Annotated in this window: 4 protein-coding genes; all 4 read right to left on the bottom strand. The window is 69.4% G+C overall.

Going from position 1 to position 16,932, the window contains the following annotated elements; all coding sequences use genetic code 11:
• Nucleotide 1: 1 nt before the first annotated feature.
• Genes E0H92_RS44455 through E0H92_RS36405 form a run of 4 tightly spaced genes read right to left on the bottom strand, consistent with a single transcriptional unit; the run spans nt 2 to nt 16,840 of the window.
• Nucleotides 2–517, bottom strand: coding sequence for a hypothetical protein (locus E0H92_RS44455; protein ID WP_165550182.1), 516 nt, complete (start codon nt 515–517; stop codon nt 2–4).
• The gene (locus E0H92_RS36415) at nt 514–16,110 is read right to left on the bottom strand and encodes a WXG100-like domain-containing protein (RefSeq protein ID WP_131499414.1); all 15,597 of its coding nucleotides are present in this window, start codon (nt 16,108–16,110) and stop codon (nt 514–516) included. The genes E0H92_RS44455 and E0H92_RS36415 overlap by 4 nt, the downstream gene beginning before the upstream one ends.
• Nucleotides 16,110–16,457 (bottom strand): hypothetical protein, encoded by a 348-nt coding sequence (locus E0H92_RS36410; protein ID WP_131466282.1) that lies wholly within the window; start codon nt 16,455–16,457, stop codon nt 16,110–16,112. Before E0H92_RS36410 ends, E0H92_RS36415 begins: the two co-directional genes overlap by 1 nt.
• A complete protein-coding gene (locus E0H92_RS36405) occupies nt 16,457–16,840 on the bottom strand; it encodes a YbaB/EbfC family nucleoid-associated protein (protein ID WP_131466284.1) in 384 nt (127 codons plus the stop codon). Before E0H92_RS36405 ends, E0H92_RS36410 begins: the two co-directional genes overlap by 1 nt.
• Between the last annotated feature and the right edge of the window lie 92 nt (nt 16,841–16,932).

Raw genomic sequence — 16,932 nt, 5'->3', positions numbered from 1 at the left:
TTCATGTCAGCGCGGTGCCCTCGTAGGTGCGGCGGACGACCTCGAGGCGGGTGCGGTCGAAGCGGCCGGGGGCGGTGTTGTAGGTGGCTTGGGTTTCGGGGGTTTTGAAGGCTTCGGCGGGTACGGCGGTTGCGCCTGGCGGAATGAACTTCATGACCTCGGTGAGTGCGGCGGCGGCGATCTGTAGGGCTTGGGTTGATGTTTCGGGGTCGTCTGCTGGGAGGTTGCCGGCCAGGTGATCCGCCAGGGTGATCCAGCGGCCTGGGTCGATGAGCTGCGATGGTTCAGGGCCGCCGAAGTTCGGGAAGTCGGCAATGGTTTCCTGGTCGGGGAGGGCGAAGGCGTACTCTCGTTCGGTGGTGCAGCTCGGGCAGGTTGCGTCGTACACACTCACCAGCTCGCCGTCGAGCAGGCCGGTCGCATGCTGCCAGTCCGCGTCTGCTTCTCCGCAGGTGCAGGGCGTCAGATCCAGGTAGAGCCGGGCCTCGTCACGGGTCCTTGCTACAGGCAACATCATTCCGCCCTCCGTCGGTCGTCGTCCGAGAAGCCAGTATGAATCGGCCGCCACCGCGACGTCGGCGCAGGACGCGGGGTCGGCGGCATCGGCACCGTGGGTTGGGGCGGTGCAGTCGGTGGGGTGGGTGGAGTAGGCGGCGTTGGTGGGGTGGGTGGGGTTAGGGATTGGTGGTCGGAGGCGTGGAGGGTCAGGTGCGCGCGGCCGGTGGTGGCGGCGGGGTGATGGGTGGTGGAGCGGTGGCGGGGGGCGCCGGAGGGGGTGTGGCGGGTGCGGGTGATGGTGAGGTCGTAGGTGATGCGGGCTCGGACTGTGACCAGGTCGCCCTTCTCGAAGTGGCTGCGTTCGGTGCGGGCGCCGCGGACGTCGGTCGTGGCATCCGAGACCTGGTCGCCGACGCTGACCGATCCGATCGCGTACGTCCCGGACGCCGCGACCGGAAGCAACCGTCCCGTGGTCGTGGTGGTGGAAGCCGTCTCCTGATGACGGTTGACCTCCCCCAACTCCCCGGCGAACGGCGCCGAAACGGCCTCGACCGCGGACACCCGCGCGCGAATCGTCACCTCGACCGTGTCCCGCTTCGACCCAGGAACCTCCAACGGAGCAAGCGTGAACCCTTCCTCCGACGCCATCCGACTGAACTGTGCGTTCCGCGCCGAAGCCGACAACTTGTTCTCGAGCTCCGCGAGATGCGCCCGTACGCCGTCAACCCCGAGCATCTCCTCATCAGCCAACGCGTCAACAACCACATCGAACAGATCGGCTCGCCCGGCAACCGCCCCCACACCCTCGACGTGGTACATCGACGGCAACCGGACCTCCCCCGGAACAACAGGCACCGACGGCACCTTCCGCCCCACCGCAGCGGTAGGAATCAACTGCACAACCTTCCCGGTCAGCACCCGCACCTTCGGCGCCGCCGCGTCGTGCTCCACCTCGATCCGCAACCGCATCCGCCGCCCGACGCGCGTCATCCCGTCGAACCCGGCGATCCGTTCCAGCCGCGTCACCTGATCGCCGGCGCTCGTCGACGTACCCGTGCTCCGATCCGTACTGGCCGACCCCGACCGCGTGGGATCAACCGACCCGTCCGCTCCCAGCCCGGACGACCGTCCGCTGCCCCACGACCGGCTCCGATCGCCGTACAGGTACCGCTGCACGATCCCGACGACGTCCTTCGCCTCGCCCAGATTCTTGGCCTCGTCCGCGAACTCGGCCCGGATCCGCAGCGTGACCCGCTCCGCCGAGAGCTCCCCCGGACGCCCGACCGGATAGCTCCGCACGAACCCGGTGCGCCCGAGCATGTCCTCGAGCCGCCCCCACCAACGTGTCCCGGCGAGGTCCACGAACAGCGCCTGCGCCAACGCCGGATCCTGCGCCGGATCGACACCGAACTCGTTGCGCAGTACGTCGTACACCTCCGCCAGCAAGTCTTTGTTCGCGTCGAGTTCCGTGCTCTCGATCAGGCTGAACCCGAGGTGCTCCCGGTAGTGCTCCGGCAAGTCGATCCGCGGCGGGGGCTGATCGCGAAGGATTTCGTCCAACCGCTGCTCGGGGGTCCCCGGCTGCGGTCGTGGGCTCGGTCGCAGCTTCGCGGCGAGGGCCTGCGCGGTGTGTTCCGCCGACAAGGCCGGTACGGGCGTTCCGCTCCGACGGGCCGCGGCGAGTTCCGCGCGGTAGCGCCGTACCAGACCCGTGGCCGCCCGGCGGTCGAGCTGCAGGTTCCCGTGCAGAAAGCGTTCTACGGCGTCGGCGACCTGCTGCAGCGGCAGCGCGAGTTCGTTCTGCGCGTAGAACCGCAGCGCTTCCCGTTCGGCGAGCTGGAACACCGTGCCGACGGTCGACCCGGTCGGCTGATGGTTGCCTATCGCAAGGGATACCTCGGCGTCGGCGGTGAAGACGTAGTGCCGTCCGGTCTCGATCGTCAGCCGCTCGACTCCCCAGATGTCCTGATCCGTCCGGGACGTGGAGCCGCTGGTTCCAAGCGACGCGTTGACACCGCCGCCGGCCGAGTTCTCCGAGGCGCCGAACGACGCCTGGGTGCTGCCGCCGTGCGAGCGTCCGGTCCCCGAGCCGTGGCTGCCGAGGGCGAGGTTGATGTCGCCGCTGACGCCTTCCGTCACGGCGACCAGTTGCGGGTTCTGCAGGCGGCCGGTGAGCGACACCGCGATCCGTCGTGAGATGCCGCCGATTCCGGGCACCAGAAGGGTCGTGCTGTACCTGCCGCCGATCCATTCCGGGTGGGCCAGCAGGTTCCGCGGATTCAGGAACACAGCGAGCTGCTGGAGCGCGGCGGCCTCATCCCTAATTGCCTTGGGCAACTTCGCGGTGAACTCGGTGGCACCGAGGGCGAGCAACATCATTCGCTGCAGAACGACCGGCCGCACGGGGCCGGTGGGCGGGGTCGGCGGGAGCGCGTCGTCGTACGGCAGGAGGTCGCTGTCGATCAGGATGCGCGCGGTCTCGTCCGGCGCACTGGTGTAGAAGGTCTGCTCGCCCTCCGCGACGGAAAGCGTGTGCTGGACCTCGAAGACCGCGACCGGCGACGTGCTCTCGATCAGCGTGACCTGGTTGACCGTGCCGCCGGTGAACCAGGCCAGGACGCGGCCGAGCGCCTGCCGCCCGTAGGAAAGCGCTGCCTTTCCGTCCAGGCCGGTCGTCGAACTCACCGCCAGCGGATCGGCCCGCCACGGCCACGCCTTCGACCGCGACGCCGACCGGCCGGCGGTTTCCGATCCGATGTTGAGCAGGACGACGGACTCGTCGCTGGTGACACCCAGTGGTTTCGTCGCGTGCGGCTGGATCCCGATCCTAAGTACGACGTTTTCCGTCGGCTGCGCCGTCCGCGCATGGGTGAGCGTGATCAGGATCCCGTCGCGGGCGGCGATGTCGTACCCGGCCTCCAGACGCTCGGTCGACAATTGCTCGCGCAGTTCCTCGAGGTTGCGCAGCTGTGCGTGCCGCTCGACCGGGTCGGACGAGAGCTTGGTGAGGTCCGGATGTCCGTTGCCGTCCAGCGGCGGAACGAATCCGCGATCGGCCAGTCGCGCCACGATGGCCTCGAACGCCGCCTTCCCACCGGTGACCGCCTGCACGTTCCACGGCCCAGCGGTGTTGAGCCGGCCGGCGTCGTCCTGGGCCCACGCAGGAAACTCCAGTTTCCGGCCCGGTACGACGGCCTGCGGGTCGACCTCGCCGTCGACGGTCTGCCCGCCGTCGTGCACCGCGTTCCGATCGACCGGCAACCCATGCCGGTACGCGTCCTTGACCCGCACCCGCGCCACGACCGTGCTGTCCCCGGGCGTGGTCGCCGCCTTGCCGTCCAGGACCACCTTCACGACGTGTTCCAGCACGATGCTGTAGGCCTGCGTCGGTCCGGTGAAGCGGTGTACGCCGACATGGATCGACGTACCACCTCCGGACAGCGCCTCCGACCGCGTCGCCGTCCGTCCGCCGCTCACGGTCGGTCCGACGTCCGTGCCGTCCGGGTCGATGTCGTGTACCGCTTCACCGTCGTACCCGCCCTTCAGGGACACCGACGTCGAGGCGCCGAAGGACTGCTGCGTACTGGCCGTGCTGAAGCCGATCCGGACCGACTCCTGCCAGTGCGTGGTGCTCTGCGCGCCGACCAGCTCGACCTTCTCGTAACGGATGCGGGTCGTGACCTCGACGTGCCCGACCGGCTTTCCGTCAACGGTCAGCGGCCGCAGTACGGGGTGGTCGGTGGACTCGGCCAGCCGGCTCGGGAGGTCGTTGTTCAGGATGGCGTGGAGCTGGTCCTCGACCTGCGTGCGGTCGGAGCCGAGCTTGGCGAGACGGTCCTCGTTCGCCTCGATCACGTCGTCGGTGAGCTGCTCGAGGCCGGTGACCGAGGTCAGGAGGTGCGCGGGCAGCCGGCCGTTCGCGAGGTCGAGTCGCTGCTCGAGATCCTGGGCAGCGTCGACGGTGTAGGCGTGCGAGACCCAGGCGCGAAGGTCTGTCGCGTCCTCCGCATTGCCCTCGGCAACTGTCTCGGTGGCGGACCAGGTCCGGTCGGTGCGGACGTCGAGTTGCCAGGACGCCTTGCCGGTATAGAGAACGGACTCGCCGCGGTTGTCCTCGACCGCACCGACCTGGGAGTACTCGGCTGCGTTCCCGGTGACGGAGCGGGTGCGCCCGGTGCCGACCTCGCCCTTCAGCGTGAGGTCGCCGATCCACGGCTGGTGGATGACCCGGCCAAGGAGTTGCAGCAGCGCCTTCATCGGCACCGTGAACGTCGTACCGAAACGGGACGTCGCAGTGGTGGCGAGACGCCGGCCGCCCTGGGGGAACAGGCCGTTGATGATCTCGGAGGCCTTGACCTTCGGATCGGGGACCTCGACCAGTTCGTCGACGCCGAGTTTGATGCGGAGATCGGCGGGATGCTTGGTACCGACGCGCAGTACGACGCCGTCGTCGGTCAGGACGCGGCCGAACTCGGCGCTGAGCAGCTGCTGCAGCTCGTCGGCGGTGAACGTGTGGTCGATGCCGTTCGCGACCAAGGTGGCGTTGACACGTTCGGCGAGCGCGGTGAGGTGCGGGAGACGACCGGTCGGCTGCATGCTCGGCAGCGCAGCGTCCGGCGGCGCAAGGCCCTCCAGAGCCAGCTGGTACGCCGCGACCTCGGCGGCGAACTTGTGCGCTTCGGCGACAAGGCTCCGGGGTGCGGAGGTTGCGGCGTTCTGCAGGAGTTGGGCGTATCCGGCGCGCGCTGCGGTCAGCCTGTCGAGTGCCCGCTGGTAGTCGGTGGCGATCTGGTGGTGCCAGGCTGCGAGTTCAGCCTGCTTCTGCACTTCGGCCTCGGCCGCGCGACGGCGCGCGATCGCACCGTTGTCCTTGGCAACTTCATCGCGTTTCCCGGCAGCTTCGCGGGCCTCGTCGATCGCCTTCTTGGCGGCCGTGTGCTTGCTGGCGATCAGGGCCTTGAGCGACGCGATGGTCTCGTCGAGACCGGCGAGCTGGCGGGTGATCGCCGCCTTGAGTTCCGCCCGTGGGTCGAGCGGGATCGGCGTGTTCCACGGAAGGGTGGGCGGGACGTGACCGCGTCGTCGGATCGCATTGACAAGTCCTTCGATGTCTTGACGAAGCTCCGGCCGATCGCCCATCGCCCACTGCCGCTGGAGGTAGCGGAACTCGTTGAACTGGGCGTCGACACAGGCATTCGGGCCGGTGCCGGTCAGGCGACCCCACAGCCGACGCAGCGGTCCGCCTTCGGGCGACTGCAGCTCCTGAAGGGTGTGGCTGAGCTCATGCACCCAGACCCGCGCCAGCTGGCTGTCCGCGACGCCGGCGGCGACCGTGACGATATGCGGATCCTGCGCGGTGCCACTGCGCGCCTCGGTCGCTGCCAGCTTGCCGCGCCGTACCCGGCCGATCCTGACCCGGAAATGCTGCGAACCGACCACGACCAGCTGCCCTACAACAGCAGGATCGCCAACACTCAATCCGCCGAGATCCGAGCCGAGGACGCCGTTGACCGCCGCCAGCACCCGACCGACAGTCAACGCGCCCTCGGTCGCGGCGCGTCCGTTCGCGACGAATCTGGTGCCCTTGACCTGCGGCGCGTGTGTCCGGTGTCCGCCGGATCCTCCGTCCTCCGTTTCGTTTCGGCCGGTCGTCGGCGGTGCCGGGTTGCCGGTGAGTTCCTGGGCGCGGCGGGTGACCTCGTCGGCCGCCACACCGTGCGCCGCGGCGCGGAGCAGGTCCGCGGGCGATCGCGGGGCCGGGCGAGTACCGGACTGATCGAGGTGCTCGGCGAGTCGTCGTACGGCCTCCGCGTCCAGCGTTTTCTGCGGCGCCTCGGGAAGTTCGGAGGTGATGCGTTCGAGGGTTGCGGCGGGAATCACGACCTGGCGTCCATCGGGTGCGGTCACGCGGACGCTGCCGTCCTGCAGGTGGATCGCGCCGAGCTCTGCGACAGCGGCCAGTACGGCATCGGTCGCCACGCCTGGTTGAACGGCGAGGACCTGCTGGTCGAGTGCGGTGACCAGTTCTGCGAGCGACAGGTCCTGGTGGACGGCGCTGCGGTCGGACGTCGTCTCCCGTACGTACGCGTCGACACGCAGCTGCCCGTTCAGGACACGGAGGCGAACGCTCACCGCGTGCCCGTCCGCGATCAGCTGCTGGATGCGTTGCTCCAGCGCCGCGAACTCCTGCTGCGAGATCGCTACACCCGGCGGGATCAGGCCGCGGGCGCGATCGCGGGCGAACGCCCAGTCGAGCGGGATCCGGGGCAGGGGCTCGGGCTTTCCGTTCGGGTTCACCAGGGCTTCGGGGCGGTGGACTTCTTGCAGGTGCAGTACGACCTCGTCGGGTTGTCCCGGCGTACCGAAGCTCCAGGTCGCGCGGTTGGCGGACTCGTTGGAGGCGACCTGGCCGGACACCGGGCCGTCGGCCGGGTTGAACGCGGCCGGGGTGAGGTGCGGGTTCCCGGATGCGGTGTCAGGTTGGCGGTGGCGGCCTGATGACTGCTGGTCGGTGATCATTTGCTCGACAAGCGTGTGGACGTCGGCCGGCCCGTAGACGTCTGTTGCTTCCGCGTCCACGGTGCTGTGCGGGTCGGTGACCTCGACTGTGAACTCCAGCGAATCAACCGTCGCGTGCCGGCCGGCGACCTTCGTGACGGTGACGTTCACCTGGTAGCCGTCCCGCACGAGCGCGATCCACCGCGCCTCCAACAAACCCAGCGCCTGCGGGTCAGACCCGGGCAGCACCTGCCCCAGCCCACCCTCCGTCACAGAAATCAGCACACTGTCCCCAACCCGCCCGAGAACACCTGATGCGGGGCTGGTTGCGGGACGGGGGAAGTTGCCTGGGAGGGCGGCTCGTTGGAGGAGTTGTTCGTATTCTGCGATGCGGTCTGCGAGTTGTTGTTGGACGTGGGCGAGGGACTCCGGGGTGCCTGCCGCCGTGTGTGCGTCGACCGCGTCGGCGGCTCGGACGATCTCCTCCAGGGCGACCAGGCGTTCCTCGAGGAACTGTTTTCCGGCCGGCTCGCCGAGCATCCGCGCCAGGGCGCGGCCGGCGCCGGCGCGTACCTGATCGGTCGGCCCGCCCGTCACCCGGCGGCCACGCTCCGGCGACACCTGCGCCAGATCCGGGAACGTTTTCCGCGAGCCATTCTCGTCCGCAATCCCTTCGTACAAAGCGATCGCGTGCACCAGCCGGGACCGAGCGGAAACGACATCGGAACCGGACGATTCCGCCCAGTCCAGCGCCGCCGCCATCCGGTCGATCCGTTCGAGCGCGGCGACCCGCTGCGCCCGCGCGTCCAGGTCCGTGGCCGCCGGCCCCGGCGTCAGGTTGTCGAGGTACGCGCGTTCGGCCGCCGCCCGGACCCGGTCGGTGTACTCCGCATCGCCCGGCCGCACCTCCACGACCGGCTGTCCGGACGCGACCACCAACTCCCGCAACTGCTGGATCTGATCGAGCAGCTGCGCGACCAGATACTTCCCGATCGCCGCCTGCCGCCCGAGTTCGCGCCGATCGACGGCCTGCTTCGCGAGATCGGTCGCGTTCGCCTCCTTCCGCTCCAGCTCGCCCCGGCGGAACAGCATCCGCGCAACCGGCGTACCGGTCACGCCGCCCACAGCACCGGCCAGCGTGATGACCACGCTCACGGTGTCGAGATCGAAGATCTGGTCGAGCGCCAGTACGCCGCCCGCGGCACCGACCGCCGCGAACCCGACCTGCAACAGATAGACCCAGTACTTCGACTGTCCCGGCGGCCGCGCTCCCTCCGGAAGCTCCGGCGCGACGGGGAAGCTCGCGCGATCCGCCGTACGGTCGGACAGATCGACACCCGGCCGGTGGGTGGCGACCAGTTGCCGCAACTGCCCGATCGCCTCGTCGACCTGCTGCAACTGGTCCGCCAGTACGTCGAGCAGCGCCTGGCCGCGGACCGCCTCGCGCTGAGCGTGGTCCCAGTTCTTCTGCGCGTCGCCGGCCCGCTCCTCGAGATTGACGAAGATCTTGTCGCCAACAGCCCCCAGCAGCAGGCTGGTGATCGCCGGGCCGACCGCGTTGATCAGCCCTTCGGCGAACAGGTTCAGATGTTTCGCGATCTCCGTAGGATCGTTGTCCACAACGGGTTTCGACGGGTCCTGGCTCTGGGTCGCGGTCAGATGGCTGATCAACCGCCGGGCGGCCGCCGTCACGTTGTCGATCGCCTGCGCCGCCGCGTGGACGCCGAATCCCGGCGTACCGGGTGACTCGGCCGTCGCCGGCTCGCCGATCCGCTGAACGGCGGTGGGCGCCGTACCGGCGAGGTGGGCCCGCAGGGTCTCCAACTGCGCGCGGTAGTCCTGGAGGAGGGCGACCAACTGGTTCTGCAGAGCCGCCGGGTCGGCGGCCTGGTTCCGGACGGTGGCATCGACCCGGCCGAGGCGGAAATCGAGTTTCTTGATGTCGACCAGGCGTTCGGCCAGTGACTTCGCGACGGCGGACAGGCTGATCGCGACGATCGCCGACATCGCCGGGATACCGGCCACCGTCAGCGCGGCGGCCGTACCGGTCGCGGCGAGCAGCGGTACGGCGTGACGCACCAGGTAGTGCACCTGCTTGGTGGCTCGCGGGGGCTTGACGACCTGGTCCGGGGCCTGCTCCGGTGCTCCGTCGAGCAGACCCTTCATCCCGGGACTGTCACGGTCCCGCACCGCCCGGTCGGCGTCGTACGCCGGCTGCCTGCCGATCTCCTTGCGGCCGTCGAGCCAGCGTTCGGCCAGTGCGCCGACGAGCGAGTTGACGATCGTCGGGACCGACAGCGCGACACCGGTCAGGATGCTGCCGGTGGCCAGGTACGCCGAGGATCCGATCAGGACCGCGGACAGGACCGAACTGCGGAGCGACTTGACGACGTACGCCTTCGCCGGAAGCCGGTCGTCCTTCGGGGAGCGACGGTCCTCGAAGCGTTGGGCCAGCTCGCTGTCGTGTTCGGTGATCATGGTGTGCAGCAGGTCCGAGTTCGGTTGCTGCTTGCCGAGGCTCATCGAGGCGATCAGGGCGGCCATCAGGCCGCGGATGTGGCGTTTCCGCGTGGCTGAGCGGGTGGTGTCGTGTTCGGCGGCGAGTACTCGCGCCTCGGCCAAGGCGCCGCGGTCCTCGGCTTTGAGGAGGGGGTCGAGTGCTGGGTCGCTGTCCGGTTGGAGGGCGGGGGTTTCGGCGGTGGCGGTCAGTTGGGCGGGTGTTGGGTTGAGGGTCGCGGCTGCTGTCTCGGCGAGCACGCGGGCCAGGACCTGTGGCAGTTCGGTCAGTGCGAGGCGGTCGGACAGGGTCACCTCGGCCGTGGGGGTTTGTCCTGGTACGGCGATGTAGTGGGCGACTGTGGTGGACGTCAGCGGGGCGATCCGTAGGTGCAGGACGAACGTGCGGCCGGCGGTGGTCGTGACGCGATACCGGTCGGCTTCGAACTGGACGACCGCGCGGACCGCCGCGGCGCGGTGGACCTCAGCCAGCATGATCACCCGTGCGGCCTCAACCCCCACCAACAACCACCCCGGCAGGAACCGTTCACTCCGCGATCGCTCCACCCGCGGGCTCCCAGGCGGCGCGGCGGGGAGGTTGGTCCCCTCCGGCACGACGGACGCCTGCCCGGCAGCGCCACCGGACAGCCGCTGACCGCGATCGCCGACCACGGCAGATGTCCGCGAGGACGCGCCCGGTCGAGAGGTCCGAGCCGACCCGCCCGGCGGGACCGCTTGAGAGGGCGCGCCCGGTCGAGAGGTCCGAGCCGGCGGGACCGCTTCAGAGGGCGCGACCGGTCCAGAAGTCCGATCCCGCCCGCCCGGCGGGGTCGTTCGAGACGGTGGGGTTGGTTGTGTGGGCGGGGTCGGTTGGGTGAGGTTTGCGGTGCGGGCGGTGGTGGGGTGTAGGTGGGTGGCTAGGTCGGCGATGGTGGATTGGCGGTGGGTGGCGGTTTCGCCCGTGCGCGGGTTGGTGATGGTGGCTGTTGCTTCTAGCAACTTGGTGGCCGGGTTGACGACGAAGGTGAGTTCGACCTCGAGACCGCGGCGTACTGCAGACTCGACCGCCTCCTGCAGGGGCCCGAAGTCCTGCCACGGGACTCGGGCGTCGGCGGGGAAAGAGCTCTCGCCCGTGCCGCGGAAGGCGCCCCAGCCCGCGAGCATCGCGTCGACGACCAGCCGACGTACGCCGCCTTCCCGCGAGAGATTGCGGATCCGGAGGGTGAGCTCGCCGTTCTCGCCGACGACGACCTCGTTCCGGTTCAGGCCGGGCTGACGAGAACCGTCCCCGGCCGGAGCAGCGGAGCGTGGCTGCGATCCATCATCAGTGCCATCTGAGTCCTCTCCGATCCCGCGGTACAGGTGAGTTCCACGCCCAGGACCTTCACGTCCCGGTCCGTTCCCAGGATCCGGAGGACCATGCCGGCCCGGACCGCCCCGCTCTGGATCGTGCCGGGGGTCACGAGCCCTGGCCGGCTCGTCAGGTCGTACGTCGCTTCGATCGTGAATCTGGTCATGGGCCTGCAACCTTTCCAGCGCGGGCGCCTCGCTCGCGTGCGCCTCGTGCTCCATCTCCGGTGTGTTGGCGCCGGTGACCCGGCCGGCGTGGAACTGGTCCACGTGGGTCTTCTCGTGCGCGAGCGTCGCCGCCAGCGTCTTCCGGTCGGCGAAGCTCGCCGGCCCCAGCTCGACCCGGACCGTCCCGTCGGCGAACTGGACCGTACTCGCCATCGCCGGCCGGTCGTCGAGGTACGCGTACTCGGCGGCCTCGCTGAGAATGACCACGTCGACGCCGGTCAGATCGACCCCCGCCGCCGCCGCGACCTCCTCGACCGTCTCCGCCGTACGCTCCAAACCACGACCGTTGTCCACGGCCTCCTGGTTGATCCGCCGCCCGCCCGGATCCGCATGCTCGTGCTCGTGCTCGTGCTCGTGCTCGTGCTCGGCAGCCACGGCCGTGTGCTCAGGTACGTCGACGGTCGCCGGCTCGTTGGCACTGTCCGGATCCATCGAGTACTCGGTGATCTCGATCCCGTGCGCCGACCGGGCACCGGTCTCGTCGGCGATCAGCGCCCGTACGACGAAGTACTCGAGCGAACCATCGTCCAGGAACGGCTGGAGCGCGGCGGCGAGTTGAGCACTGTCGCTGAAGGGATTCTGGATCTCCGGTCGTGCTGGAACCTTGGTCCGGAGCCCGCCCTCAGCGGCTGCAGCCTCGTACGCCGTGTTGTACCAGGCCCGCCGGGCCTCGCCGGGATCAGCCAGGAACTCGCGCACGGTGTCCGCGTGGCGGGACGCCCAGTCGGCCACCACCTTGGCCTTCCCCGCGTCACGAGCTGCGGCGACGTACTTCTCCCAAGCCGGATTCGGCTCCTTCGGCCGAGGGGTCGGCTCGGCCGGTTCCTGCTCGGTGAGCTCGGCGGCACGCTCGGCCGCGGCCAGCACAGCCCTGTCGACGTCAGCTTCCGAGAACTCGTCGACGGCCTTCGCATAGGCTGCCGCGGCCGTGGCGGTCTTTGCCTGTGCGTACGCGACTGTGCCCGCCCGCTTCACCTCCTTGGCGCTCAGACCGGCGTCGCGGGCAGCCTGCTTGGCAGCCCCCTGCGCCGCGCGGAGCGCCTCCACTTGGTCGGCCACGGCCTGGTCGGCAACACGTTGGGCGTGAGCATGACGCAGCTCGTCGATGTAGTTCTCGATCTCGGCGACCGTCCGCGAGGCGTACCGGTCGGCGTACTCCTCCGCCGACTGTTCGACCGTGACGATCTCCGCCATCAGGACGCCGACCCGGTCCTGGCGTTCTGGATCGCTCAGCGCGGCGAGCAGCGAGCGCACATACTCCCGATGGCCCTGGGCGTACCGGGTCTCCTCGTCGACCCCCATGCGGGCGCCGAGATCGGCGTTCGGTCCCTTCGCCTCGACGATCGCGAAGCCGGTCACCGTGCCGTCGGCGCTCAGCCGTACGTAGAGCTGGTCGAAGGTGCCACGTCCGCCCAGCTCCAGATACACCCGGAACACGCGGTCGCCGGAATGCCTGTCCGCCAGCCAGCCTTCGATGGTGCGAGCGAAGTCGTCGCCGAGCTGGTCGGGTCCCAGACCGGGCGTGCCGTCCTGCCACGCCTCGAGGGACGCCGACAACGCCTCCATCACCTTCTCGGACACTTCGAGAACCGGGTCGGAGAACTCGACCCGCGTCGTGCCGATCGGGTGACCGTCGACCACCTGGGCGAGCTCGAGGACGGTCGGCCGGAGGTTCCGGTCGTGGATCGTCGGGTGGGGGCGCTGTTCGACCCAGGGCAGCCGCACCGACAGTTCCTGGTCTCCGAAGCGGACCGGGAACGTCCGCTCCGGCGCGGCTTCGGTGAGCCCGCCGCGCCGGGACATGATTCCTCGCCGCGGCTTGCTGTCCGGCCCGACCTGGTAGAAGGCCTTACGCATCCGGCCGGCGGCGGCCGTCAACGCGCCGTCCGCGGCCCGCTCGTTCAGCCGTGCCAACAGTTCCTGATACGCAGCAGCCTCGACCGAACCAGCGGCCGCCACCGCCGCCGCGTCGACAACCACGGCAGGGATCGGACTGACCTGGTCGAGGACCTCCCAGGCCGTACCGGTGATCTTCTCGGTCGTCCCGTCGGGCGAGGTGACCTCGAGCTCTACGCCGTTCTGAACCGCCTGGAGCGACACCTGATGGCCCGACTGGACGAGTGCGTCGGCGTGGTCCCGGAGGGCGGTGTAGGCGTCCGGATCGACCCGGCTGAACTCCTCGGGCGTCGTCTCGGGATCGTCCGTCCGGAACAGCCTGGCCACGGGCTGCTCGTCCTGATCGACGTGAGCTTCGTAGACCTCGGTGACTTCCTCGACGCGGGCAGTCGGGCCGAGCGCCTGCGCCAGATCCTCGATCGAGGCAGGACCGAACGTGTGCTTACCCTTCGGATGGCTCACTTCGACAGCCAGCTGTACACCGTCAGGTCCTGGTACGCGGGTTACCTCGACGCTGACGTCGAGGCCGGCCTTCTCCAGCAGGGTCAGGCGTTCGTGGAGCGTGTCGAGGGATTCCGGGTTCGCGACCAGGTGGTCCGGTATCGCCGTACGTACGTCGATCACCCGCGGGCGGAAGGTCGCCGACTCTCCGACGTTCAGGTCGCCCGGTGCGGTCCGCGGCGCCGGCGGGTGGCCGGTGTCGAAGGCGCCGCGGCGTACGGCCGTGGCTGCTTCGGACAGGTTTGTCTGGGCTACGTGGACGACCTCGCCACCGGCGCGGAACACCGTGACCTCGGCGTGCAGCTCCGTGATTCCGGTCTCCGGGTTCTGTACGGCGCGGAAGACCAGGTCAAACGTATGCCCAGCGCGGGCGAGTGCGGCGAGTTGCTGCTGCATGGTGTGGAAGGCCCACATCTGGAACTGCGTGCCGAACGGGACGATGTCACGGTGCCGCACCTTGCCGGCCACCCAGGAGAACGGGTTGCTCCGCTTCGTTCTCGGCGTACCGTGCTGGTTGGCGCCGCGGAACTCGACGCGTACCTCGGTCGGCTTGCCATCGGGACCGAAGGTTCGCCGTACGACGTTGTCGCCGTCCTGAGCGAGCACTTCACCGGGGTCCTCAGTCGTCTCGGTGTTATCCACGCCAGGGCCTTCGGAACGATTCGAGGTGGTGTGCGCCGGAAGCGGTTTGGGCGCGTCATTCGACTCCTCGGTCACCTCCGCCGGCAGGGCGGCCGCCTGGGCCTGTGCCTCTCCAACCAACGCCGCGCCGCCAGGCGTCATCACGCTCGCATCCACGTCCGCCGCTGGCACCGCGGGCACCGTCGCCTCGTCCGCCTCGGGCGTGGTGGTTGCCTCGCTGGTACCAGGCTTCCGGGGTACGTCGTTCTCCGGTGCTGCCTGCACAGTTGGAGCAACTGGTGCGGCGGTGTCGGCCGGATCCGCCTTCTGGACGGCTGGGATGGCGCTGGGCGGAGCGGTCGGCTGAGCGACGGCGATAGGTGCCGGCGCCTGGCCGGCGAGATGCGATCCCGCACCGGTCACCTGAGTCGCCACAGGCGCAGGCGCGGCAGTTCCACCAGCCACCGGGGCGACCGGAGCACTCATATCCTGGCCGCTCTCCTGTGCTCCTGGCTGCTCAACGTGTTGCTGGACATGATCGCCTTGGACCGAGTCCGCTCCACCGGGCGGCACGTCGTTCACAGCGTGGTGCGAGTCGGCGGTGGGTGGTCCTCCCGGCGGGGATGCGTCGCTGGCCTGCTGTGCGGTCGGATCCGCGAGCTCGGGAGATCCCGGGGCGCCCGGTGTTTGCTGGTCGGCGACCTGTTCGTCCTGGTGTTGCTCGTCCTGATGCTGGGCTTCCTGATGCTGGGCTTCCTGGTGCTGTTCGTCGTGTTGCTGGTCCGACTGCGCTGCCCTGTGGGGCTGCACATGCCGATCGACCTGCACATCCTGCGACGTGCCGCCGCTGGACGAACCGCCCGACGCGGACCCCTGTCCACCACCGGTCGACGAACCCGCACCAGCAGCCGTGCTACCGGTGGGAGCCGTAGTCGATCCAGCTGGGTTCGACACGGGCGCCGGCGACTGTGTCGTGCTCCCCGGGTTCGGCCCGGCCGGAGTACTTGGTGGCCCGCCATGTGGATCGACGTACGGCGCCATACCGCGGGCCTCGCGTACCTGGTTGAAGACACTCTGGCCCATGGCGTCGCCGGCATGGACCGAGTGCACGCGGCTGGCCCCGAGCACACCGGCCTGGAACCAGCCCTCGGACAACGCTTTGCCGAACTCCGGCGGCTTCCCCGTGACGAGGTAGTTCGCCAGCTCACTGGAAACCGGCGATGTGATCGCGTTGGTGGCAAAGGCATTGCCGCTGCCTTGGAAGATGTACGGAACCCGGCTCCCGACCCGACTCGCGTCCGGAAGACCGACGATCCTTCGCCCGATCTTGTTCGCCGCGTTCAGGCCGCCGCTCATCGGCGATCCCAGGACGCCGGCCAGCCCGGAGATCCCGACCTGGGTCCAGTCGATGTTCTTGCGGGCGCCCTGCCAGATGTCGAGCTGTTGCGCGACGAGTTCGGTCAGGACCTCCTCGACGCCTTCCCAGGCGGTGTGTCCGACCAGCGACAGCGCCCGCGCGCCGAGTCCCGCGGCGGCGGCGTGGGTGAGTTCGGCCGCCGCCCGGATCAGCGCGGAGAAGCGCTCGACCAGGATCGCGACGAGCCGCCAGCGGAACAGGTCGCCGATCCCCGGCGGCAGCAGGAACGTCGCGGCGAAGAAGATCGCGTTCATGATCAGCTCGGACCAGATCTGGTTCTTGGTCTGCCGTACGTTCACGGCGAAGTTGGTGCACATCGCCGACATGTCCGCGAACGACTGGACCGCCGTCTGGTACCCGTCGCTGCCCAGCGCCTGCTGGAGGTTCTGGTGGTAGAGCTGCCCGTTCCCGTCTCCCCACACGGCCGGAATCCGGTCGTTGCCCGCCTGCGCCGCCGCGATGGTGTCGGCCATCGCCTTCTCGACCGTCTTCCAATTGGCGCCCATCCGGTCCGCGGCGTCCTCGTCGACGTTGGGGAAGATCTGGGTCGAGTCGACGAGTTTCTGCAGCCAGTCCCACAGCGGACCGGAGGGCTCGGGAATCACTACACCCTGCGCAACCGGTCGGCCTGCTGGCGGGCGAGTTCGACGTACTTGGCCACGATGTCGTTCGCGTTCGTGCCCATCTTGGTGAAGTTCTCCTCGGCACCGGACGCGAGCTGCTCCAGCTGCGGCTTGCTGGCGTTGTAGTCCCGCCGGAACGTGGCACTGAGATCGTCCAGCCCGGTTCCGACCGCGGCCTCGTCGGCCGCGAGGGCCGGGCCGATCACCTTCCAGGTGTCGCCGATGATGCGGCCGGCGTCGCCGATCTCGTGCGCCGCCGCGTTCGTCTCGGACGGGAGCATGTCGAGGTCCGCGCCGCTGCCGTGCAGGCTGATCCGCTCGCCGGCCATCAGCGGGTGCCGCCCTCGGCCGCTCGGCCGGCCATCCGCAGGAACGGCTCGAACGCGAAGTCCTCGGGGCCGCCGAGATCCTTCGGGAAGAGATCCGTCAGCGTCGTGCGGACGGCGTCCTGGGCCTTCGAGTGCGCGTCGTTGATCACGGTCCTGATCTGCGAAGCCAGCACCTCCGCGTCCGGCGCGCGGTAGATCCGGGCGTCGAGCACGAGGTCGACCAATTCGCCGTACACACCGACGGTGGCCTCGACCAGGCCGTCGGCGGACTCGGCCGTGCCGGTGCTGCCCTCCATGGTGGTGCGGATCCGGCGGGTCTCGCGGTTCAGGTCCTCGAGCCGGCTGACCTGCGCGTTGCCCGGCTCAGCGCCGAAGGAACTCATGTTGCCTCCTCGAATCTGGGGACGAACGAGAGTCTGTGGCCGGGAAGCGCCACGTTCCGGCGGTTGACCTCTTCCGGCCACCCGGAGCCAGG

The sequence above is a fragment of the Kribbella speibonae genome (assembly GCF_004331375.1).
Taxonomy (GTDB): domain Bacteria; phylum Actinomycetota; class Actinomycetes; order Propionibacteriales; family Kribbellaceae; genus Kribbella; species Kribbella sindirgiensis.
Note: the sequence above shows the minus strand (reverse complement) of the source record. Positions and strands in the feature narration are given on the sequence as shown.